This is a genomic window from Acidovorax sp. BL-A-41-H1, from assembly GCF_051942715.1.
This window is the reverse complement of the sequence record NZ_JBPVJQ010000015.1, coordinates 83561-105614: the sequence shown is the minus strand read 5'-3', so window position 1 is coordinate 105614 and position 22054 is coordinate 83561. Positions and strand designations below refer to the sequence as shown.

The 22054-nt window shown below is 67.4% G+C and carries 16 protein-coding genes, 1 tRNA gene and 1 pseudogene; 11 read left to right on the top strand and 7 right to left on the bottom strand.

All coding sequences use genetic code 11. The features are described from left to right. Positions 1-157: 157 nt before the first annotated feature. Together ACTPOI_RS26775 and ACTPOI_RS26770 are read left to right on the top strand one after the other, a co-directional pair. Positions 158-826: a site-2 protease family protein gene (locus ACTPOI_RS26775; protein ID WP_252657587.1), complete on the top strand. Its 669-nt coding sequence runs from the start codon at positions 158-160 to the stop codon at positions 824-826. Positions 827-865: 39 nt separating this feature from the next. Next, entirely contained in the window at positions 866-2167 is a 1302-nt protein-coding gene (locus ACTPOI_RS26770; protein ID WP_252657586.1) for a tryptophan--tRNA ligase, read from the top strand. A gap of 91 nt (positions 2168-2258) precedes the next feature. On the opposite strand, the gene ACTPOI_RS26765 is transcribed toward ACTPOI_RS26770, so the two are convergent. After that, positions 2259-5666 carry a tetratricopeptide repeat protein gene (locus ACTPOI_RS26765; RefSeq protein WP_440114925.1) on the bottom strand — a complete coding sequence of 1136 codons (3408 nt, stop codon included), beginning with the start codon at positions 5664-5666 and terminating at the stop codon, positions 2259-2261. A gap of 33 nt (positions 5667-5699) precedes the next feature. Beyond that, a complete protein-coding gene (locus ACTPOI_RS26760; protein WP_440114922.1) occupies positions 5700-7682 on the bottom strand; it encodes a CHASE2 domain-containing protein in 1983 nt (660 codons plus the stop codon). A gap of 166 nt (positions 7683-7848) precedes the next feature. Here ACTPOI_RS26760 and ACTPOI_RS26755 point away from each other — a divergent pair, with 166 nt between their 5' ends. From ACTPOI_RS26755 to ACTPOI_RS26735, 5 genes are all read left to right on the top strand, one after another. Then, positions 7849-8109, top strand: a complete 261-nt coding sequence (locus ACTPOI_RS26755) for a hypothetical protein (protein ID WP_094291478.1) — start codon at positions 7849-7851, stop codon at positions 8107-8109. After that, positions 8109-9176: a formylglycine-generating enzyme family protein gene (locus ACTPOI_RS26750; RefSeq protein WP_440114918.1), complete on the top strand. Its 1068-nt coding sequence runs from the start codon at positions 8109-8111 to the stop codon at positions 9174-9176. The genes ACTPOI_RS26755 and ACTPOI_RS26750 overlap by 1 nt, the downstream gene beginning before the upstream one ends. Positions 9177-9310: 134 nt before the next feature. After that, a complete protein-coding gene (locus tag ACTPOI_RS26745; RefSeq protein WP_094291480.1) occupies positions 9311-10009 on the top strand; it encodes a response regulator transcription factor in 699 nt (232 codons plus the stop codon). 76 nt (positions 10010-10085) lie between these two features. After that, complete coding sequence (locus tag ACTPOI_RS26740) at positions 10086-11831, top strand: FecR domain-containing protein (RefSeq protein ID WP_252657583.1); 1746 nt, start codon at positions 10086-10088, stop codon at positions 11829-11831. 85 nt (positions 11832-11916) lie between these two features. After that, on the top strand, positions 11917-14256 hold the full coding sequence (locus tag ACTPOI_RS26735) for a CHASE2 domain-containing protein (protein ID WP_440114913.1): 2340 nt from the start codon (positions 11917-11919) through the stop codon (positions 14254-14256). On the opposite strand, the gene mnmH is transcribed toward ACTPOI_RS26735, so the two are convergent. Both mnmH and selD read right to left on the bottom strand, forming a co-directional pair. Then, the gene (mnmH, locus tag ACTPOI_RS26730; RefSeq protein WP_440114911.1) at positions 14253-15398 is read right to left on the bottom strand and encodes a tRNA 2-selenouridine(34) synthase MnmH; all 1146 of its coding nucleotides are present in this window, start codon (positions 15396-15398) and stop codon (positions 14253-14255) included. The two genes, ACTPOI_RS26735 and mnmH, sit on opposite strands and share 4 nt — an antisense overlap. Continuing rightward, positions 15398-16450 carry a selenide, water dikinase SelD gene (gene selD / locus ACTPOI_RS26725; protein ID WP_440114908.1) on the bottom strand — a complete coding sequence of 351 codons (1053 nt, stop codon included), beginning with the start codon at positions 16448-16450 and terminating at the stop codon, positions 15398-15400. The genes mnmH and selD overlap by 1 nt, the downstream gene beginning before the upstream one ends. Before the next feature lie 278 nt (positions 16451-16728). Between selD and ACTPOI_RS26720 the strand changes: the two genes are divergently transcribed. Then, positions 16729-17877, top strand: a complete 1149-nt coding sequence (locus ACTPOI_RS26720) for a diguanylate cyclase (RefSeq protein WP_440114905.1) — start codon at positions 16729-16731, stop codon at positions 17875-17877. 91 nt (positions 17878-17968) lie between these two features. Here the strand turns inward: ACTPOI_RS26720 and ACTPOI_RS26715 are convergent. Both ACTPOI_RS26715 and ACTPOI_RS26710 read right to left on the bottom strand, forming a co-directional pair. Continuing rightward, positions 17969-18058, bottom strand: a tRNA-Ser gene (locus ACTPOI_RS26715). 73 nt (positions 18059-18131) lie between these two features. Beyond that, positions 18132-18269, bottom strand: a pseudogene (locus ACTPOI_RS26710) (alpha-hydroxy-acid oxidizing protein); the annotation flags it as partial. Between the two features lie 90 nt (positions 18270-18359). On the opposite strand from ACTPOI_RS26710, the gene ACTPOI_RS26705 reads away from it, so the two are divergent. Further along, entirely contained in the window at positions 18360-18575 is a 216-nt protein-coding gene (locus ACTPOI_RS26705; RefSeq protein ID WP_440114902.1) for a hypothetical protein, read from the top strand. Positions 18576-18626: 51 nt separating this feature from the next. Here ACTPOI_RS26705 and ACTPOI_RS26700 read toward each other — a convergent pair whose 3' ends face one another. Then, positions 18627-19379, bottom strand: coding sequence for an FRG domain-containing protein (locus tag ACTPOI_RS26700; RefSeq protein WP_440114939.1), 753 nt, complete (start codon positions 19377-19379; stop codon positions 18627-18629). Between the two features lie 611 nt (positions 19380-19990). Here ACTPOI_RS26700 and ACTPOI_RS26695 point away from each other — a divergent pair. Together ACTPOI_RS26695 and ACTPOI_RS26690 are read left to right on the top strand one after the other, a co-directional pair. After that, positions 19991-20263: a hypothetical protein gene (locus tag ACTPOI_RS26695; protein ID WP_440114899.1), complete on the top strand. Its 273-nt coding sequence runs from the start codon at positions 19991-19993 to the stop codon at positions 20261-20263. A gap of 122 nt (positions 20264-20385) precedes the next feature. Further along, positions 20386-21816 (top strand): AAA family ATPase, encoded by a 1431-nt coding sequence (locus ACTPOI_RS26690; protein WP_440114896.1) that lies wholly within the window; start codon positions 20386-20388, stop codon positions 21814-21816. Positions 21817-22054: the final 238 nt, after the last annotated feature.

Genomic DNA, 22054 nt, shown 5'->3' with positions numbered 1-22054 from the left:
CTGTTGTAGTGATTTTTGAGGGGCACACCCGGCGGGGACCCGCAACCTGCAATGATCGCCCAGCCGGGCCTGCCTCCAGCGTACGTACAACCCACAATCGCCCGGCCCGCCGCCTGCGGGACCGCCGGGCGGCGGGCGGTCTGAGACAATCCCCCGGGTGGACACCTCCAATCTCATCCAAACCGTTCTGATCTACGCCCTGCCGGTGCTGTTTGCCATCACCGTGCACGAGGCGGCCCATGGCTACGCGGCGCGCCACTTTGGCGACAACACGGCCTACATGATGGGTCGCATCACGCTCAACCCCCTCAAGCACATCGACCCGGTAGGCACCATCCTGATGCCGCTGCTGCTGTACTTCGCCACCTCGGGGGCATTCCTGTTCGGCTACGCCAAGCCAGTGCCGGTCAACTTCGGCAACCTGCGCAAGCCCAAGCAGCACATGATCTGGGTGGCACTGGCAGGGCCGGCATCCAACTTCATCCAGGCCATTGGCTGGGCCGTTCTGCTCGTGGCGCTGTTGGGCTCTGGCGTGGAAGAGCGCTTCTTCATCGAGATGGCCCGCGCGGGTGTGCTGGTCAACCTGGTGATGTGGGCCTTCAACCTGTTTCCGCTGCCCCCGCTTGACGGCGGACGCATCCTGGTGGGCCTGCTGCCCTGGAAGCAGGCGCACATGGTCTCGCGCATCGAGCCCTGGGGCTTTTTCATTGTGATGGGCCTGGTGATTGCAGGCGTGGTGGGGGCCCTGTGGCTGCGTCCGCTGATGGCACTGGGCTACAGCACCATCAACCTGCTGCTCACGCCCCTCACTGCCCTGCTGCGCTGAACTTCCCTTTTTCTTCTCCTTTCCAGCTGATTTGTTCCCATGAGCACCACGCGTTTTCTCACCGGCATCACCACCACGGGCACGCCCCACCTGGGCAACTTTGTCGGCTCGATCCGCCCCTCGGTGGCGGCCAGCCTGCAGCCTGGCGTGCAAAGCTTCTACTTCCTGGCCGACTACCACGCGCTCATCAAGTGCGAGGACCCGGTGCGCATCCAGCGCTCCACGCTGGAGATTGCGGCCAGCTGGCTGGCGGCGGGCCTGGACCCCGAGAAGGTCACCTTCTACCGCCAGTCCGACATCCCTGAGATCCCCGAGCTGACCTGGCTGCTGACCTGCGTGACCGGCAAGGGCGTGCTCAACCGCGCCCACGCCTACAAGGCCAGCGTGGACAAAAACACCGCCGCCGGGCGCGAGCAGGACGACGGCGTGACGGCGGGCCTGTTCATGTACCCCGTGCTCATGGGCGCGGACATTCTGATGTTCAAGGCACACAAGGTGCCCGTGGGACGCGATCAGATCCAGCACATCGAGATGGCGCGCGACATGGCGGCCAGCTTCAACCACCTGTATGGCGAGCACTTTGTGCTGCCCGAAGCGGCGATTGACGACCATGTGGCCACGCTGCCCGGCCTGGACGGGCGCAAGATGAGCAAGAGCTACGACAACACCATCCCGCTGTTCAGCTCGCGCGAGCAGCTCAAGAAGCTCATCGGCTCCATCCTCACCGACTCGCGCGCGCCCGGCGAGGCCAAGGAGGTCGAGGGCTCGGCGCTGTTCCAGATCTACCAGGCCTTTGCCACGGCCGACGAAACAGAAGCACTGCGCAAGGCCTATGCCGACGGCATTGCCTGGGGCGATGCCAAGCAGGTGCTGTTCGAGCGCGTGGACCAGGTGATTGCGCCCATGCGCGCCAAGTACGAAGACCTGATCCACAACCCCGCCCGCATCGAAACCACGCTGCTGGCCGGTGCCGAGCGCGCCCGCGCGCTGGCCACACCGTTCATCCGCGAACTGCGTTCGGCCGTGGGCCTGCGCAGCCTGGCGCAGGCCAGCACGGCCGCCAAGCCAGCGAAGGCCGCCAAGGCTGCCCTGCCCACGTTCAAGCAGTACCGCGAGGCCGATGGCAAGTTCTACTTCAAGCTGGTGGACGCCGATGGCCGCCTGCTGCTGCAAAGCACGGGTTTTGACGCACCCAAGGACGCAGGCCAGGCCATCGCCCGCCTGCAGCGCGAAGGGCTGGGCGCACTGGCGGGGCAGCGGGCGCCTGTGGATGGCGTGGCAGATGCCGATGTGGCAGCGGCACTGGCTGCGCTGGCCGCGCATGCAGAGGCTGCAGCCTGAGCATCCGGCACACTTAAGTGCTATATATTTAATAGCATAAACCGCTGAATGGTCGCGCGCAGAGGGCCTAAAAAGCCCTCAAAAACTGTGCTCAATCCATGCGGTAACGCAGGCTGGTCCACAGCGTGGGGCGCACGGTGCCATGCAGCGGTGTCTGCAGCGTGCCCGTCCACGCCCAGCGGCGGTCGGCCGATTCGCGGAACAGCACGAGGTTGAAGCTCCAGCCCGCGCCCTGGGGCTGGGTGTTGGCCTCGTCGGCAAACCGCGAGCCCCGGTAGACCAGCGACGCCAGCGTCAGGTCGCGCGCGCCGTGCCGCCAGACATTGGCCAGCACTCCCGTGTGCTGCGGCACGCCCGGCAGCAGCTTGCCCGCGTGTTGCACGCCGGTGTTGCGCGACTGGGCCCAGGTGTAGCTGCCCAGCACGCTCCAGTGCGGGGTGAGCACCCGGTTCAGCGCAGCGCCCGCCTGGTGCAGGCGGCCCTGGCTGAAGTAAGGGTTGCCGTTATAGGCATCAATCACCACCTGCCCGGACGCACCCACCGGGGCCAGCACACCCGCCCGGTCTGACACCGAACTGCCCAGGTTGGGTACCAGCAAGCTGCCGTCTGCAAACGTGGGGTTGGCAATGGACTGGCTGCTGAGCACGCCCCAGGCAAAGGTGCGCGCGTCGATTTCCCAATCGAGCTGCACCGCCCGTTTGCGCGCCAGGCTGCCCAGGCGCTGGTACTGGTGGTCGATGGCGATGGCGCCCACGGCCACGGGTGCCAGGGTGTGGGATGCGGGCGCGTGCATGCTTTCGATGTAGGCCGCGTGCAGCGCACGGCCGGGCCCCATGCGGTAGGACAACCCGGCGCGGGGCCGCAGGCGCCGGGTGTGGCCGCCCTCGGTGATGTCGGGGGCAAAGAAGTCTTCGTTGGTGATCTGGCTGTAGTAGCGGTTGACGTAGCGCGCGCGCAGGCGCGGCCAGGCGGCGCCGACCTCCCACGCCCAGGCGCCGTGCTGCCATTCGGAGGTGATCCAGGGCATGTCAAAACGTGCGGTGGTGGTGCCGTCCGACGCTTCCCAGGGCGTGCCGGGGTCGTACAGCCCGGAGCGGGCCTGGGCGCGGACGTTTTCCCACCCGGCACTCAGCCGCTGCCCGGGCAGTTGCACCACATGCCGCAGCATCACGCCGTCCATGCCGTCCTGCACCCGCGAGTTCTGCGGGCCCCAGGCGTCGAAGTCGAGCACGCGGGTGTTGGTGCTGCGCACGTGGTGCACCTTGAGCCAGGTCTGCGCGTCGGCCGACCAGCGCCAGGCCCCACCGGCATCGGTGCGCGCGGCGTGGGTGCGCGCCACGCCGTCAAAACGCGCAGGCCCCAGGTCCAGCCCGCCCGGGTAGCCCACGCGGTCCCAGCCCTGGTCGTGCACCACAAACAGGCCCAATTGGTCGGTGGGCCGCGCGCCCCAGCCGAGCGTGGCCATGGGTGCGGTCATCCAGTACGAACCCGACCCGCCCCGGGGCCACATGCGCAGCCCGGTGGCGCGTGCCAGCCAGGCCATGGGCACCGCGCTGGCATCGAGCCCGCGCAAGGTCACCGCGCCCACCAGGGCCGAATGCACGGGGTTGCGTTCGGCGCTGGCGGTCCACACGGTTTCGTGGCCCTCGGTGGGCAACACGGGCACCTGGCGCTCGCCCAGACCCAGCGCCAGCGGGTCGGCCAGGTAGCCCTGGTACAGCTCGGAACTGCGGCTGTAGTCGCTCTCGTGCCGATTGGCCATGAAGAAATGGCTGCCCGCCCAGAGCGGGTAGTACGACTGCTGCGCATAGGCGCGCGCCCAGTGCTCCAGCCCGAAGTCGCCCAGCGCCTTGCCCAGGTTGGCCGAGCCCTGGCTGTCTGACACCAGCGGGTTCAGCGACTTGAGGGCGGGCAGCCGCACCAGCGCCTGGCGCGCGGCGGCCATGGCGGCCTCGGGCTGGCCGCTGTCGTTGCGCAGGATGGCTTCGATCTGCCAGGGCAGCGGGTCGTTGGGGTCGGCCAGGCGGGCACGGTCCAGCGAATCCAGGGCGGCGGCCAGCTCGCCCAGCCGGTACTCGGCCACGGCCAGCCACACCTGGGCGCGGGCGTAGCGGGGTTCGATCACCAGCGCCTTGAGCAGCTGGGTGCGCGCGCCCTCGGCGTCGCCCCGCTGCAGCGCCAGCAGGCCCGCACCGGCCAGGCTGGTGTAGTCGTCGCCCGCCAGCGCCAGGGCGGCGTCCAAGCCGGTGCGTGCGTCGGCCAGCCGCAGCGCCTCGGTGTCGGCCGTGGCCAGCTCGGCACGGTAGCCGGGATGGTCGGGCGCCAGCGCCACGGCGCGCGCCAGGGTGGTGCGGGCGGCATGCAGGTCGCCCCGCTCCTGCAGCGCACGGCCCAGGCCCCACAGCGCAGCGGCCTGCGGCGCCGTGCCTGCGGGCGCCGCGTCGGCCGCCTGGCGGTACAGGGCCAGGGCGGCGTCGCCCCGGCCCTCCAGGCGGTGCCAGTCGGCATCGGCCAGCAACAGCTCGGGCGCGGCGGGGGCGGCGGTGCGGCTGGTGTCCAGCCAGGCGCGGGCCTCGGCGGGGCGGTCCAGCGCCATCAGCAGCTCCGCACGGCGGGCGGCGATGCGCGGGTCTTGTGTGCGCGGCCAGGCAGCGGCCAGGCGGGCCTGGGCGGCGTCCATCTGGCCGTTTCGCAGGTCCAGGTCGGCCAGCACCAGGTGCACCACGGCGCTGGCGTCGCCCCGCGCTGCCATCTGCTGCAGCTGGGCCTGCGCAGTGCTCCATTGGTCTGCCTGCAGCGCTGCGCGCAGGTCGGCCAGCGCGGGTGCGATGTCGGGGCGCTGGAATTCGGCCCAGCGTGTGGTGTCGGTGGGGTAGGCCGCGACCCACTGCACCCGCTCGCGGGGGTTGACCAGCACGCGCTTGACGGGCGCCCGCCCCGGCTCCACAAAGCCCTGCTCGGCCGGACCCAGCTGTACGCTGCCCTGGGCGTTGGACAAATCCACCCGGCCCGAGAGCACGGTGAGCGTGGTGCGCCCGGCCGCGTCCACCTCCACGTCCCAGTCGGTGCCGCGCACCACCGCCAGGGCGGCGGGGGTTTGCAACTGCAGGGTGGCCGGGGTTTTCTTGGTGCGGGCCCACAGGCGTCCAGCGGCGAGCTCCAGCAGGGTGTGCTGGGGCTGCGACTCGCACAGCCGCACCTGGGCGCTGGCCGACATGCGGATCTGGGTGCGGTCGGCCAGCAGCAGGGCGGCGGACGACAGCGCCAGCGTGCGCATGTCGGCCCCGGCCCCGAGCTGCTGCGCCAGTGCGGCGGGCGACCAGGGCTCCACACCGGGCGCGCGGGTCTGGCCCTGGCCCGCCAGCGCCACGATCTGCGCTGCCGACGCGCCGGGCACGGGTGCGCCGCCTGCGCACTGCGCCCAGGCGGTGGCACTGCCCATCGCACCGAGCGCGAGGCCCAGACGGGTCCAACGGAAGAAGCGGCGATGGGATGGCATGGTGTGGCCTTTCATCGGGAGGTTCGGAGTCTTCTATTTGTCGAGTGCACGGGCGCCAAAAGACGGTGGCGTGGCCGGGGCCTGCGATGCGGTATCGGCCAGGGCCAGCACCCGGGCCTGGAGTTGCTCGGCGTGCTGCGCCCACTGTGGCGCCTGGTGGTGCGCATGGGCCTGCCATTGGGCGCAGCAGGCCAGGGCCGCAGCCCACTCAGCGGCCTGCAGGTGGTGGTGCAGCGCCTGGCTGGTGGCCACCAGCGTGGCGTCGTCGCATGGGGTGTACACATCCAGCCCCGCACTGCGCCCGGCCAGCACCACGGTGTCGAGCCAGAGCAGGTGCGCGTGCTCGGGGGCCCCGGCGGGCAGGGCCGCGCGCGTGGCGCCGGAGAGCAGGATGTTGGAGCCAAAGGCCTTGTTGGCCCCTTCGAGCCGCGCGGCGGTGTTCACTGCGTCGCCCACGGCGGTGTAAGTAAAGCGTTCGTGCGAGCCCAGGTGGCCCACCGCCGCCTCGCCCGTGTGCAGGCCGATGCGCAGCTGCACCTGCGCAAACGGTGTGCCCGCCCATTGGGCGCGCAGGGCCACCATCTCGGCCTGCATGGCCTGGGCACAGGCCAGTGCGCGCGCCGCATGGGCAGGCTCGGGCAGGGGCGCATTCCAGAAGGCCATGACGGCGTCGCCAATGAACTTGTCGAGCGTGCCGCCATGCTGGTGCACGGTGTGGGTCATGCGCGAGAAATAGGCGTTGAGGGCCTGGGCCACGGCCTCGGGCGGCAGGCGCTCGCTGGCGGCCGTGAAGCCGGCCAGGTCGGAGAACAGCAGGGTCAACACGCGGCGCTCGCCTTGCAGCACCGGGGCCGCGCCTTCGGCCACCAGCGCATCGACCACTGCGGGCGGCACATAGCGGGCAAAGTCTGCGCGCAGCTGCTCGCGGCGGCGGTGTTCGCGCCAATAGCTGTCAGCCGCCCCCACGTTGAAATGCAGCGCCAGGCCTGCCAGCGTGGGCAGCGCGCTCCACCACAGGCCCGCCACCAGGGCCCACCACCCGCCCGCCACGGCCAGCAGCGCCGGCACGGCGCTGAGCCATGCGGCCCGCGCCCCGCGCCAGCGGCGTGTGAGCGCTGCCACCGCGCCCACCGCCAGCACGGCTTGCACGAACGGCCCCAGGGGGTGCGCGGGCCGGATCCAGTCGCCCGCCAGCCCGTTGATCAGCGCCGTGGCATGCACCAGCACACCCGACTGGGTGCCCGCCCCCAGCATATGCAAGGGGGTGGCGAACTGGTCCACGCCGTCCACCGGCGTGTTCTGCCCCAGCAGCAGCACCCTGCCTTGCAAGGCGCCCGGCGCCAGCATGCGCGCGGGCTCCAGCGCCTGGGTGTAGTGGGCGTAGGGCAGGGGCAGCTCGGGCGCGTAGTAGCGCAGCAGCGCGCCCTCGGGCGGCGGAGTGACCACACGCCCTGCAGCCTCGGCCAGCACGCGCCACAGTGCGGCATCGTGCCCCGGGGCGCGGCGCAGCACGCCGTCGCCATCCGGCTCGACGGCCACACTGCCAAACCGGGCATGGGGGAACACGGAGGGCACGGTCTGCCGGTACTGCGCCACCTGCGAGCTGGGCACCTCCACCTCGGCCGTGGCCAGCACCACGGGCAAACGCCCTTGCAGCGCCAGGGCCAGGGCCGCGTCGTCCTCGGTCGTCTGGGGTGCGGCAAACAGCATGTCGATGCCCAGCGCGGCGGCGCCTGCGGCCGATACGGCGTCCACCAGCTGCGCATGCAGGCGGCGCGGCAGGGGCGGGCTCATGTCCAGCGCGGCCAGGCTGGGCTCGTCGAGTCCCACCACCAGCACACCCACATCGGGCCGCACCGGGGCGGTGAGGCTGGCCAGCAGGTCGTATTCCAGCCGCTGCAGCGGGGCCCACACCGGCAGCGCCTGCAGCAGGGCCAGCAGGCCCAGTGCCCACAGCACCCGCAGCGCCCAGGCGCGCCAGGCGTCTTGTGTGACCGGTGATTGCGTGCCTGCCATCCCGCCCCCTCTTTGGCTGGCGCCACACGATGCAGCCCAGCATGGTGAACACACTGTAGTGCGTCATCCGCCCCGTGCACAGCGGGGATATACGCAAACGTGCCCAGCGGCCGCTTCCTTGCACCCGGCCCTTAAACTGGGCGCCTGGACTGATCTGGAGAACCCTATGAAACTGCTGTTTGCCTCGGTCTCTGTGCTGGCCCTGCTCGCCGGTTGCAATGCCACCCAGCCCCACCACCCCTCCGGGCCCATGGCCTCGGGACGGGACCGCACCTTCAGCGTGCCGGTGTACGGCCCAGACACCTCCCAGGCCTACGCCACCGCCAGCCGCGAATGCCAGCGCCTGGCGCTGCACGCCAAGCTGCTGCGCAACGATGGCTCGCGCCTGGTTTTTGAGTGTGTGAGCGAACTGCCCGACAAACCTTGATGCCCGCAGCCCGCACCGTACGCACCCGCCGTGCGGGCGCCCGTGGGGCCCTGATGGCTCTTGCCGCGCTGCTGGCGGGATGCCAGCACGCATCTCGCCCGGAGCCCCCGGCCGCCTCCACCTGGGTCAACAGCCTGGGCATGGTGTTTGTGCAGGTGCCTGCGGGCCGGTTCTGGATGGGGGGCCTGCCCCCGGTGGAGATGCTAGCCCAGACCTACCCGCAGCTGGAGAAAAAGCGCTTCACCGACCTGATCGATGAAGCGCCCACCCATGAAGTGCACATCCGCCGCGCGTTCTACCTGGGCCAGCACGAGGTCACGGTGCGGCAGTTCCAGCGGTTTGTCGAAGCCTCGGGCTACCAGCCTGAGTCCGAGGCCGATGGCACGGGAGGCTATGGCTACAACCCCCAGTACGACCCTGCCACCACCCCGCGCGGCGACGCGTTCGAGGGGCGCTTGCCCCGGTACTCATGGCGCAACCCCGGGTTTGCGCAGGGCCCGGACCACCCGGTCGTCAACATCACCTGGAACGACGCCCAGGCCCTGGCGCGCTGGCTGAGCCGCACCGAAGGCCACCACTACCGCCTGCCCACTGAGGCCGAGTGGGAATACGCCTGCCGCGCGGGCACCCGCACCCTTTATCCCCATGGCGACGATCCGCAAGGCCTGGTGCGGGTGGCCAACACTTTTGACCAGGACGCCGCCCCCCTGTGGCCACGCTGGCGCAATCATGCGCTGGCGGGCAGCGACGGTCATGCCTTTACCTCCCCTGTGGGCAGCTATGCCGCCAATGCCTTTGGCCTGCACGACATGCTGGGCAACGCCTGGGAATGGGTGGCAGACTGGCACGACGACAACTACTACGCCCACTCGCCAGAGGCCGACCCCCAGGGCCCGGCCGAGGGCGGTGTGCGGGTGCGCAGGGGCGGCTCGTGGCATACCTGGTCGTTTTATGCACGTTGCGGCTTTCGCAACTGGAACACGCCACAGACGCGGTATCCGCTGGTCGGCATGCGGCTGGTGCGCGAAATCGCCCCCATGGCAGCACCCTGGCCGCCATCGCCCTGATGGCGCCCCCTGCGTCTGCCACACACAACAAAGGGTTAACAAATGTCAAACCACCTGCCCACGCGCGCGGGGCCACTAGGCCAGGCGCGGGATATCGCGAATAATTCCCGGCTTCGATTTCGATGGGAGACACCATGCGCATAGCCGCTCTGGACGACGATGCGCTTCAGCTGGATCTGATCAAGCAGGCCACAGAGGCGATGGGCCATGTCTGCCACACGCATTTGACGGGCGCCGAGTTGCTGCGCACGCTGCGCCGCGAAACCTTTGACCTGCTGATCGTGGACTGGCACCTGCCCGACACCACCGGGCCCGAGGTGGTGCGCTGGGTGCGCAAGAACGTGGCCGCGCAGTTGCCCATCCTGTTCGTGACCAACCGGCAGGAAGAGCGCGACATCGTCGAAGGCCTAGCCAGCGGGGCCGACGACTTCATGGTCAAGCCTGTGCGCATCGGCGAACTCAACGCCCGCGTAGCCGCGCTGCTGCGCCGTGCCTACCCCGACAACGCAGCCAGCGTGCTGGAGTTTGGCCGCTACCGGTTTCTACCCGAAACCCGCGCCATCGAAATGGACGGTGTGCCCGTGGAGCTCAAGAACCGCGAATACGACCTCGCGCTGTTCCTGTTCCAGAACATGGGCCGGTTGCTGTCGCGCGACCACCTCAAGGAAATCGTCTGGGGCCAGGTGGCGGACGTCATGTCGCGCTCGCTGGACACCCACATCTCGCGCCTGCGCACCCTGCTGGACCTGCGCCCGGCCAATGGATTCATCGTCACGGCGGTGTATGGCGTAGGCTACCGTTTTGAAGCCGTCGAAGCCCAGCGCAAAGGCTGACCCAGACATGAAAGAACCCCGCAGGCCCCGCCACAAGCGGCCTCGCCTGCTCCGGGCCGCATGAAGGAGACTTGACTTGACCCCCACCATCCCGCACATCCGCTGGACCCCCTGCACTGCCGCTGCGCTGGCTCTGGTGACCCTCACAGGCCTTGCAGCCCGGGGAGCACAGGCCAGCCCGCACTCCTCCCAGGGGGATGAGGTGGCCCACATCGTCAAGGAGGGGGACACCCTGGAAGGCCTGGCCCGGGACTACCTGGCCGCACCCCGGCAGTGGCAGCAGCTGCAGACCCGCAACAAGGTGGCAGATCCCCGGCGCCTGCAGCCGGGCTCGGTGATCTGGATCCCGGTGCGCCTGCAGCCCAGCGAGTCGGCCACGGTGCAGTTCGTGCAAGGTGCCGTCACGGCACAGGCGCGGGCCGGTGATGCTCCCGCACCTGTCAGCCCTGGCGGCAAGCTGGAGGAAGGCACGTCGCTGCAGGTGGGCCCGGAATCCTTTGTGGCCGTCAAGCTGGCCGATGGCACGGTGGTCCGGGTGCAGGCGCAGTCTGAGCTGCAGCTGCGGCAGTTGCGCCGCCGTGGCCGCGCGGGCAGCGTGCAGTCTGTGCTGGAGATGCACAAGGGCGGCGTGGAATCGACCGTGCCCCCCAGCAACGAACCCCTGCGCCGGTTCGAAATCCGCACCCCGCTGGCCGTGACCAGCGTGCGCGGCACCCACTTCAGCGTGGCCATGGCGGACTCGGGCCAGACCACGGCCTCGGTGCTCAACGGCTCGGTGGCCGTGCAGTCCCGGCGCGACACCGACAGCCACCCCGGCGCATCGCTGACCGCCCCCACCGCCTTGCTGGCGCCGGGCCAGGGCCTGGCCGTGGCCACCGATGGCACCGTGGGCCCAGCCCGCCCCCTGCTGCCACCGCCCGACACCTCGGGCATGCCCACCATGCTGGGCGATGCCAGCCTGCTGGCCATCGACCTGCCCACCACCCCGGGCGCCACGCGATATGTGGCCCAGGTGGCGCAGGACGAAACACTCACCCAGGTGCTGCGCCACGGCAGCTTTGCCGATGGGCGCCTGCGTTGGAAAACACTCGAAGACGGCCGCTATTACCTGGCCGTGCGGGCCGTGGACGAGGCCGGGATTGCAGGCCAGCCCGCCGTGCAGCCCTTCACCATCAAAACCCGGCCCGTGGCACCGCTGCACCAGTCCCCCGCGCCCGGCGCCGTGGTGCCCAGCGGCGCGGCCGAGCTGCGCTGCACCGAGGTGCCTGGCGTGCGCTGGTACCGCGTGCAGGTGGCCGCCGATGCGAAGTTCTCCGAGCCCCTGCGCGACGAACAGCGCCTGGACGAATGCCGCCTGCCCATTGGCGCCCTGCCCGTGGGCAACTACTTCTGGCGCATGGCCAGCGTTCAGCAGTTGCAGGGCGGCCAGGCCGACCAGGGCCCGTTTGCCCCGCCGCAACCCTTCACCGTGGCCGAGCGCCCGGCCACGCTGTCCCTGCAGGCCTTGCAGGCAGACGACGGCGAACCCACGGTGCGCCTGCACTGGCCGGCCCAGCCGGGCCAGCGCTTCCGGCTGCAGCTGGCCGCTGCCTCGGACGCAGCTTTTGCCCAACCCGCCCAGGACACAGTGCTGGACGCCCCCAGCTGGACTGGCAGCAACCTGCCCGCAGGCGAGTACCTGGTGCGCATCCAGGTGCTGGACCCCAGTGGCCTGGAAAGCGAGTTCTCGCAGCCCCGCAAAATCCGCGTAGGCACGGGCATCCGCACCGGCGCCGGGCTGCCGGTGTCCACCTCCAGCGGAGCGCCGGTGGGGCGCCCTTGAGCGCGCATTGCAGCCGCTGTGCCCTGGCGGGCACCGACGGCACATGCCCCTTTGCAGCGCCCCGCCCGGGCGCTAACACCGCCCCATGCTGAGCATTGCCCACAGCCGCCGCCGCAGGCGCCGCCTGGAATGGTCGGTGCTGGCCCTTGTGCTGCTGGCCCTGGTGGCATGGCTCAGCACGCCTGAGAGCCTGGGCCGGGTGAACCACCTCGTGCAGGACGCCGGGCTGCGCCTGGTCTCTCGCGCCCCGCACCCGGACATCGTGCTCGTGGCCATTGACGACCCCAGCATTGCCGCCATCGGCCGCTGGCCCTGGCGCCGGGCCCTGCATGCCGAACTCATCACGCGGATCTCGGCGCAGAACCCGCATGTGATCGGCATGGACGTGTTGTTCAACGAAGCCGACCTAGACTACCCCGAGGACGACCTGCTGCTCACCGACGCCATCCGGCGCAGCGGGCGGGTGGTGCTGCCCGTGTTGCGGCGCGGCTATGGACCCACGGGCAACGCCACCGACCTGCCCTGGCCCACATTTGCCCAGGCCGCCGCCGACCTGGGCCATGTGCATGTAGCCCCCGACGGCGACGGGGTGGTGCGCAGCCTGTACCTGCGCGAAGGCCCGGCCGCCGCGCCCTGGCACCACTTCAGCATGGCCCTGCAATGTGTGGCGCAGGCGCGGCAATCTGGCGCGGCGCCCTGCCCCCGCCCAGCAGCCCTTGCCGCCGATGCAGGCCCCTGGGAGCGCACCGACCGGGCCCTGATCGCCTACGCAGGCGGCCCCTCGCAGTTCACCACCTACTCCTACATCGACGTCCTGCGCGGCGCGGTGCCTGCCGATGCCTTCCGGGGCAAATACGTGCTGGTGGGCGCCGCCGCATCGGGGCTGGGCGATATGTTTGCCACGCCGGTCAGCCAGCAGTCGCGCCTGATGCCGGGGGTGGAGGTGGTGGCCCATGTGCTGGATGCACGCCTGCTGGACGAGCAGATCGTGCCTGCCTCGCGCACGCTCAATACCCTGTTCAACCTGGTGCCTGTGGCGGCAGCCCTGCTGGCCCTGTTGCTGATTGGCCCCCTGGCAGCGCTGCTGACCAGCGCAGCACTGGCCGTGGGCACCCTGGTGCTGAGCGTTTGCCTGCCCTGGTGGGCGGGCCTGCAGTTTGCCCCGGCGGCTGCCCTGCTGGGGCTGGTGCTGGCCTACCCGCTGTGGAGCTGGCGGCGTCTGAGTGCTGCGGCGCACTTTCTGCGGCTGGAGATGGAGAACCTGCAACGCCAGGGCCTGTCGATGCGGCTGCGCAGGCGCCCCGGGGACTCGGCCGATTTTCTGGAACGGCGCATCAACGCGGTCGAGCGCGCGTCGCGCCAGTTGCGCGACCTGCACCATTTCGTGAGCGAAAGCCTGCAGCAGTTACCCTCGCCCAGCCTTGTCTGCGACCCCGAGGGCCAGATCCTGCTGGCCAACCGGGCCGCCCGCGAGCACCTGGGCGGCGGCGCAGAGGCCGCGCTGCAGGGCCAGTCGGTGGTCGATCTGCTGGCCGACCTGGTGCATGCGGGCAGCCGCCAGCCACTCATCACGCGGGAACAGTTGCACCAAAGAACACTGCCTGAACACAGCGAAGGCACCGATGCGCAGGGCCGCAGCCTGCTGGTGCAGTGCAAGCCCTTCACCGACCTGGCCAACGCAGGCTGGCTGCTGACGCTGGTGGACCTGACCGACATGCGCCGTGCCCTGCAGCAGCGCGACCAGGCGATGCACTTCATATCGCACGACATCCGTGCGCCCAACGCCTCCATCCTCACACTGCTGGAGATGCAGCGCGCCTACCCCGGCCGGATGGCAGACGATGAACTGCTGCGGCGCATCGAGCGCTATGCACAGGCATCCCTGGGCATGGCCGAGAGCTTCGTGCAGCTGGCCAGCGCACAGGCACAGGAGTACCGCATGGCGCCGATCGATCTGGTCGCGCTGCTGGCCGAAACCACCGACGACCTCTGGGCCTTGGCCCGTGACAAGCAGGTGGATGTGCGCACCATCGCCTCCCCCGACGCCGCCCTGTGCCTGGGGGACCAGGCCCTGCTGCGCCGCGCCCTGGCCAATGTGATCAACAACGCCATCAAATTCAGCCCGGAGGGCGGCGTAGTGCAGTGCGCCATCGCAGAACGGGGCCCGCACTGGGTGGTGTCGGTGCGTGATCAGGGCCCCGGCATTGCGCCCGAACTGCAGGACAAGCTCTTCACCCCTTACCAAAGGCTGCACGACCGCAGCCACCCTGCCGTGCAGGGCGTGGGCCTGGGCCTGGCGCTGGTGGCCACCGTGGTGCAGCGCCACGGTGGCAGCCTGGAGGTGGACAGCGACACAGGGCGCGGCGCCGAGTTCCGGCTGGTGCTGCCCCGCAGCGAGCACGGGCCGGAAGACAACGGCGGCTAAACCGCCCTCCCGCCTGCCGCATCTGCCGCGCCCACCGTGCCTGCGGTGGAAGCAGATGCACGCAAGTAATCCAGCACCGCCCGCCGGTCGCCCTGGAACACGATGCGGCCCGCCCGCTGGCGTTGCTGGTAGGCATACATCGGGTCGTAGTAATCGCGCACCAGCGGGGCGATCCAGCCCCGGTGCAGCGCGGGGTCTGCATGGTCCTTTTGCCGCGCCAGCGCCGCCAGCATGGTCGCGCGCAGCGCCCGGTGCCGGTCGCCGCCCAGGCGCTTGGCGAGTTTGTCCAGGCTTTCGAGCAAGCGGGCCGCAAACAGATCAGTGCCCACCGCCTCGCCATGGGCCGCCACGAAGTCAGCGCATTGCAGCACCACATAGTCCTGCAGGATGCGTTCGACCCGGGCATCAAAGCCGTCGTCCAGGCACACGATGGGGGCTTGCTCCAGCCGCTGCCGCAGCGCCAGCGGCACGGAGCAACTGCCCACATGCCGCCCCTCGTCTTCGATCACAAACGCTCCATGCCCTCGGTCGCGCTTTTTTAGCAGGTCAATGGCCAGCCGATTCTCGAAATCGATCTGCGAAGGCTGGCCGCTCACACGCTGGCCAAAGCTGGAGCCCCGGTGGTTGGCAAACCCCTCCAGGTCCAGCCCGTGGGCCAGTTTCGCAATCACCTCGGTCTTGCCGGTGCCGGTGAGACCGCCCAGCACCACAAAACCGCACTGCGCCGAGGCCGCCTCCAGGGTCTCGATGAGAAAGCTGCGCAGGGCCTTGTAACCGCCGCGCACACGGGGGTAGTCGATGCCCGCCTCACTTTTCAGCCACTGCTGGACAATCTGGGACCGCAGGCCGCCCCGAAAGCAATAGAGCACGCCCTCCGGGTGGGCCCGTGCAAACTCTGCCCAGGCCGCAATGCGGGCCTGCTTGGTGGCCCCAGACACCAGCTGGTGCCCCAAGGCAATCGCCGCATCCTGGCCCTTGTGCTTGTAGCAGGTGCCCACCTGCTGGCGTTCGCCATCATTCATCAGCGGGCGGTTGACCGCCCCGGGGAACGCGCCCTGCGCAAACTCCACCGGCGCACGCACATCCATCATGGGCACACCGTTCAGAAACAGGTGCCGGAAGTCCGACAGAGCAGCCAGCATCAGCGCAACACCACGGCCAGGGCGCTCCGCTCCGTCATCCGGCCAATGGGGGCCAGCGCCAGGCCCAGCCCGCTTGCCACCGCCAGGAACTCGTCCTCGCCCTCGGGGCTCACGGCCACCAGCAGCCCGCCGCTGGTCTGCGGGTCGCACAGCAGGTGCTTCTGCTCGTCGGTCAGAGGCGCAATCTTGGCGCCGTAGCTGTCGAAGTTGCGCAGCGTGCCACCGGGCACGCAGCCCTGGTCCATGTAGTGCTCCACCCCCGCCAGGCGCGGCACGGCGGCGTAGTCGATCTCGGCGCTCAGGCCACTGCCCTCGGCCATCTCGACCAGGTGCCCCAGCAGGCCAAAGCCCGTCACGTCGGTCATCGCCATGACCCCCGCGAGCCGGCCAAACCGGCTGCCGGGTTGATTCAGCGCGCACATCAGGTCACGCGCCACGCCCACGTCCTGCGGGCGCAGCCGGGCTTTTTTCTCGGCCGTGGTCAGGATGCCAATGCCTAGCGGCTTGGTCAGGTACAGCCGGCAACCCTCCGTGGCGGTGTCGTTGCGCTTGAGGTGGCGCTTCTCCACCACCCCGGTCACGGCCAAGCCAAAGATGGGCTCCGGCGCATCGATGGAATGCCCGCCCGCCAGCGGAATGCCCGCCGCATCGCACACGGCACGCCCGCCGCGCACCACCTCGCGCGCGACCTCCGGAGGCAGGACATTCACCGGCCAGCCCAGGATGGCAATCGCCATCAGCGGGTCGGCCCCCATGGCGTAGATGTCGCTGATGGCATTGGTGGCGGCGATGCGGCCAAAGTCGAAGGGGTCGTCCACGATGGGCATGAAGAAGTCGGTGGTGGACACCACCCCGCGCTCGCCATCCAGCGCATACACGGCCGCATCGTCGCGGGAGGTGTTGCCCACCCACAGCCGGGGGTCCAGGTTCTGCGCCCCGCTGCCCGCCAGGATCACGTCCAGCACCTGGGGACTGATCTTGCAGCCGCAGCCTGCGCCATGGCTGTATTGGGTCAGGCGGATGGGAGGGTTTGTCGGCAGTTCTGGGGACATACAGGGTTCTTTCCGGGCATCAGGCGCAAACCGCGCAGCCCTCCATTCTGGCGGTGAGGGCCCGGCGGCTCAACACGCCAGCCCCACCCCCCATGCCCGTGAGCAATCAGCAAAAGCTGCTGGACGGTATACCAAGCTGGACATACTCCAGCCCGATCAGCCCCCTAGAATTGCACCAGAACGGTGCAATGGCGCTGCATGACTACCCCAGGCGATGGTCGCGCCTTGCAGGCCCTCGTCCCCCAACCCAGGCATTTCGCCAGCCCCCTCCCTCATTCATGCTCAGTCTTGACCTTCGCTCCCTGACCATCATGGCGGGTCTGATCGGCATCGTGATGGGGCTGGTCTTGCTGGGCTTGCGACGCAGCTACCCGCCGTCGATCCGGGGCATGCGGCTTTGGGGCGCTGCGCCCCTGCTGTGCGCCAGTTCCACCCTGTTTTATGGCCTGGACGGCGTGCTCCCACCCACCCTCGTGGCCCTGACGGGCAACGCACTGCTGCTGGTGGGCGTCACGCTGTTCCTGCTGGGAAGCGAGCAGCTGTATGGCCTGCCATCCTCAGGGCGCCGCTGGGCTGCGGTGATCGCGGCGGTTTTGCTCACCCTTGCCTTCTTCATGCATGCTTACCCCGACTACCGCATCCGGGTGCTGGTCTTCAGCGGCACCCTGGCAGCGATCGTGGCAGAACATGCGCGCCTGCTGGGCCGCCATGGCAACCGGGGCTTCGCCCCCCGCTTCACGGCCATGGTGCTATGGGGGCAGGCAGCGGTACTGGTCTGCCGTGCCGTCTCCACCCTGTGGCTGGACCAGGCAGACACCCAGCGCTTCGCGCAGTCCTTCGTCCAGACCCTCTACATCGCCGCCTTCAGCTTTTCGGTGCTGCTCGTCAGCATCGGGGTGTTGCTGATGGCCGGCGAGCGCGTGCGCGCAGAGTTTGAGCATCTGGCCACCCACGATTCCCTGACGGGGGCACACACCCGCCGGGCGGTGCTGGCGGCCTGCGCCGACGAACTGGCCCGCTGGAGCCGTTATGGCAAACCGTTTTCGCTACTGATCCTGGACATCGACCACTTCAAGCGCATCAACGATACGCATGGCCATCTTGCGGGTGACCAGGTCCTCACACACTTCGTGCAGCTTGCCCATTCGCACCTGCGATCGGCCGACCGGCTCGGACGCTATGGGGGCGAGGAATTCGTGGTGCTGCTGCCAGAAACCGCCAGCGCCGACGCACAGGCCGTGGCCGAACGCATGCGCGCAGCACTCGAAGCCACCCCGGAGGCCGCAGGCCTGCCGCACTGCACCGTGAGTATCGGGGTGACCACGGCACAGCCGGGCGACAAATCGGTCGATGCCCTGATCGCACGCGCCGATGCCGCCCTCTACGAGGCCAAGGCACAAGGCCGCAACCAGGTCCGGGTCGGCTGAAGAACAATTGGGAAGGGAAAGCGTGGGCAAGGAGGCCCAGAAACCAGAAAGGGTTTGCTTCTATTTTCATAGCAGCAAACCCTTTGGATACTGGCGGAGAGGGTGGGATTCGAACCCACGGTAGTGTTGCCACTACGCCTGATTTCGAGTCAGGTACATTCGACCACTCTGCCACCTCTCCTGTGAGTCGAAGCTGCGATTATAGCAAGGTTTTCCGGCGCTCAGACGGGCGGCTCCCGCATGTTCCGTCTGCCTCAGCCGTGTCGGCGAACGATGTGCCCAGGCCCCAGGTCAGTGCAAGCTGTGGCACCCAGCATGGCGAGGTTGCGGTCCACCTCGTCGCGTAGCAGCCCGATGGCGTGCTGCACCCCGGCCTCCCCAGCCACAGCGGCCTCATCCGGGATGGTGGGTAGCATGATGGGTTGTCACTACTCTCGGACGAGCGGCTAAGCTATGCCTAACGCAACTACCGAGGATGGATCATGGCGACCTGGGCAATCAGTGAGGGCGCGGATAAACAGTGTCCGCAGTGTGGCTCGATCTATGCCGTGAAGCACCACCAGGTCCCGGTCAAAGATGATGACTCAGCTGACTGCGAGGTCTGTGGGATCGAGCTGGAGCGGTGGAAATCCACCCGCTACCCCATCTATACCCTGAAAGAGCGTGGTCATTGGCCGAAACAACAGGACACACCCTGACGAGTGTGTGTAACAGCTATGGGACTGAGGGATAAGAAGCGCCAGAGCACCCTAGTACAGCTCAGTCCGTAGCGCCTCAAACTCCCATCGTAGGAACCGCCCAAGGCCAACGATGTCCGGAAACAGAGATTTCGCACTCACGCCCTTCTCCTCGGACAGAAATCTCAAGATGTCTCGCTTGCGGCTGGCCCGGATGATGTGACGACCAAACGATTGACCTGTACGCTCATTTCCGTGACGTAAGGTAGCGAGCCTCCAAAGGAGCTGGGCGTGGTCAACAGTTGCATTGTCGCTTGCCGTCAATCGCCCATGCTGAGCTGCGAGGCGCGCATTGGACGCGGGCTCGACTACCGCTAGTAACGGCATCCCCCATCTCGGGTGGTACTCAGCAGGGCGTCCGCCAATCGAGGCGGCAATGCGCTCCCGCACTGCCGACGCTGGCAGCTCATCTGGCGTCAAGTCAAGTAGTGAGCTATCCACAAACCAAAGCTCCGCATCCTTGCTGGCGCTGGACGCACACGCGAAATAGGCGGCCACCCACACACTCGCGGACCAATCAAGTAACCGACTCGGTACCTCGTAGTGCTGCATAAGACTCAGCACGTCAACATCTGATCGCGCCACTACATCATCAGCCGATGGCATATCAGCAGGCAACGTCTTGAGGTCACGATAGTGCGTCCGGAAATTCCTGATCAGTTGCCGCTCTAACAACGCGGCAGCGTCGTGCGCACCACCTTGGGTAGCACGGGCCAATGTTGGTTGAAGGTTTGTATATGTCTCGGCTTGCCCTCTGAAGAGCATTGGCCCTTGCTCAAGATTCAGTCGCTCTAGATGCTCGGCCCATGTCATCAGATCTGACGGGGATGCAATCTCTGCGCGGGTGATCTCATTAAGGTTCATGGCTGGCTGAATATAGGAACGGACACATCCACCGTTTCCAGATGATGTTGCCACAAGGGGCCGCCACCGAAGACCACCCCGCCTCCGCGATCTGATCCCCGGTATGGCCGCGTAAACAGCCCTGCACCTCTCCCCCTCGCACTACCCACCAGCGCTCTCCCTGGCTGAGTCTGTCCCGTCGCCGAGACACCTGCACCACCCTGGAGGCGCAAACACAAGGCAATCAACCCTCAATTGATGCAAGCGCACACTCACTTAATTACATAACTCAAAGTGATGGAATAACTCACCATCTAAGCGAATTAGCCGCACATGTGAAAGCGACATATCCCAATGCAATATGGGCATGATGCAAGCAAGCCATTGATTTACTTAGATATTTTTCGATGCGCTGAAAATTTGAGCGCGATTTTTGGCAGTTTTTGGGGGTTGAGAGGGCTGCTATCAATTTTGATTTCGCACTTATAGGTAGTCAGGGGCCCTTTGTCTCCTGGCACTACTAGGAGCAAATCATGATCTACGAAGATCAATTCACCCTCTCTCTGCTGACCGCCTGTGTCATGCAGCAAAACCAACTGCTGACGCAGCAGATCGCCGTACAGCGCGACCTCATGGATCGCGTGGACTCGGTGGGCGATCTCCTGTGGCGGATGGATCTCCGCAACGGCAGCACCCGCTCGCAAGTCGATCAGACCGGGCCGGGCAAGCGGACGGCGAAGAAGCGCCATCTGGCCCGCAAGAAGGCTACCTCCCGCAAACACGGGGGGCAAGAAGGCCTGATCTGAAGCGATAGGGGCCCAGCCCTCATCCATACCCGCATGTCGCAGATGCCAGGAAGGCAGGGCAATAGCACGCCCGACTCCCGCATCTTGCGCATGCCCATCCAATATTTGCTAGGAAACAAGAGATGCTGAACCAGCACATCATTCCCTCGGACAACTCCGAGACCGATCCCCTGAAATCTGCCGCCATCATGTTCACCGCTCGGCGTAGGGAGCAAGAAGCCGCCGAGTTGTCGGCAGAGAACCAGCCGACCAGCAGGCGCTCCAATCCGTTTGCAGCAGCTATGGTGGCCGAAATTTTGGGGAGCAAGACCGAAGCTATCCCTGAGGAAGCAAAGGACGCCGGAGCCTCTCGCGATACGCCGAGTCTGGAGGCGGAAAAACTGCTCGCGCCCTCAACCGAGGCCCAACCTCCAGGCACCGTGCAAGACGATGCGCCCCATGCTGACCACGAACGGCCGGAGCCCAGCTTGCCAGAATCTGAGCTGAAGATCGACGAAGACAGCGATCCAGTGCGGCTGCCCAAACAGGCACGGGAATTCGGGTTGCTCACCCGCGCCGATGTACAGGCCGAGCCATCCGCGATTCCGCTCATCCATGGACTGATCAGCAAGGGACAGCTCGTCATGATTGCCGGGCCATCTGGCAGCGGTAAATCTGTGTTCCAGTTGCACCTGGGCGCGGCCTTGCTCAATGGGCCCGTGGTATTCGGTCACGCAATTCCGAAGCGCGCTCGCATGCTGTACGTCAATCTGGAAGGCGACCTCAAGCCCCGGCTGGAGGCCATTGAGCAGCACCATCCAGGGTGGTCATTTCCGGCACCGGACGCAATGTTCCTGACAAGGCCATGGCGCTTGAATGACAGGGATTCCGTCGAAGACCTTGCAAACCACGTCAATCAAGCTGGTGGCGTGGATGTGATCTTCATCGACACCTTGAACCGTGCTACCCCTGGCAGTGACGAGAATCTCTCCACCGACATGGGGATGGTGATCGCGCATGCCAACCTGCTCATCAATCTGACAGGGGCGGCTGTCGTGCTCACCCACCACACCGGCAAAGCCAAAGAGCGGGGCCCACGGGGTCACTCCAGCCTCTATGCGGCCCTCGATACCTGCCTGATGGTGGATGAGACGGAGTCAGGCATGCGGATGGTCGAACTGGTCAAGACTCGCCAGGGGCCCGGTGGAAAGAAGTATTACTTCACCATCGAGAATATTGCCTTGGGTGAGGATGACTACGGCCTGCCCATCGTTGGCCCTGCGCTCATGGAAGTGGAGGGCTCACCCGAGGTGGAGAAGGCTGCGACAGCACCTGCGCTGACGCCACAGCAGAAGGAAGCCCTCCTCGCACTGACTCTGCATATGCAAAATGGCCTCAATGGTGAACCGCTCGAAGGGGTGAGCCGTGACGAAGCGCTGGAGGTCGTGAAAGCAGCATTCAGCGCGGTGTCCAGCAAGCACCGCTCGACCCGGGCTCGGGAAGCGATTGATGCACTGATCGAGGCCGGTCGATTGCTGCAAAACGACAGCGGTATGCTGACCATTGGCTCATAGTACGTCGCGCCAGGTGAGCCGCCACTCCGCCCTCCCATCCTGTCCCCATGGGACCGGGCGGGTGGGGTGGCCACCCAAGCAAGCTACACATCCGAGGAGCATAGAGTTCAGAGCACAGCAATCACGGCCCATCTGGATGTTCAGTTGCCTCCAACAGTCGAAATCATCTCACCGCGACCACGGAGGCATGTTCCAGAGTGCGCGCTTCAAAGGTCATGCATACTAGGTCCAGCCAAGG

Excerpts from the sequence above, each read along its gene's own strand:
- ACTPOI_RS26770 (WP_252657586.1), top strand. The coding sequence starts at position 866 with ATGAGCACCACGCGTTTTCTCACCGGCATCACCACCACGGGCACGCCC.
- ACTPOI_RS26765 (WP_440114925.1), bottom strand. The coding sequence starts at position 5,666 with ATGCCATCCCATCGCCGCTTCTTCCGTTGGACCCGTCTGGGCCTCGCG.
- ACTPOI_RS26760 (WP_440114922.1), bottom strand. The coding sequence starts at position 7,682 with ATGGCAGGCACGCAATCACCGGTCACACAAGACGCCTGGCGCGCCTGG.
- ACTPOI_RS26755 (WP_094291478.1), top strand. The coding sequence starts at position 7,849 with ATGAAACTGCTGTTTGCCTCGGTCTCTGTGCTGGCCCTGCTCGCCGGT.
- ACTPOI_RS26750 (WP_440114918.1), top strand. The coding sequence starts at position 8,109 with ATGCCCGCAGCCCGCACCGTACGCACCCGCCGTGCGGGCGCCCGTGGG.
- ACTPOI_RS26745 (WP_094291480.1), top strand. The coding sequence starts at position 9,311 with ATGCGCATAGCCGCTCTGGACGACGATGCGCTTCAGCTGGATCTGATC.
- ACTPOI_RS26735 (WP_440114913.1), top strand. The coding sequence starts at position 11,917 with ATGCTGAGCATTGCCCACAGCCGCCGCCGCAGGCGCCGCCTGGAATGG.
- mnmH (WP_440114911.1), bottom strand. The coding sequence starts at position 15,398 with ATGCTGGCTGCTCTGTCGGACTTCCGGCACCTGTTTCTGAACGGTGTG.
- selD (WP_440114908.1), bottom strand. The coding sequence starts at position 16,450 with ATGTCCCCAGAACTGCCGACAAACCCTCCCATCCGCCTGACCCAATAC.
- ACTPOI_RS26720 (WP_440114905.1), top strand. The coding sequence starts at position 16,729 with ATGCTCAGTCTTGACCTTCGCTCCCTGACCATCATGGCGGGTCTGATC.
- ACTPOI_RS26705 (WP_440114902.1), top strand. The coding sequence starts at position 18,360 with ATGGCGACCTGGGCAATCAGTGAGGGCGCGGATAAACAGTGTCCGCAG.
- ACTPOI_RS26700 (WP_440114939.1), bottom strand. The coding sequence starts at position 19,379 with ATGCTCTTCAGAGGGCAAGCCGAGACATATACAAACCTTCAACCAACA.
- ACTPOI_RS26695 (WP_440114899.1), top strand. The coding sequence starts at position 19,991 with ATGATCTACGAAGATCAATTCACCCTCTCTCTGCTGACCGCCTGTGTC.
- ACTPOI_RS26690 (WP_440114896.1), top strand. The coding sequence starts at position 20,386 with ATGCTGAACCAGCACATCATTCCCTCGGACAACTCCGAGACCGATCCC.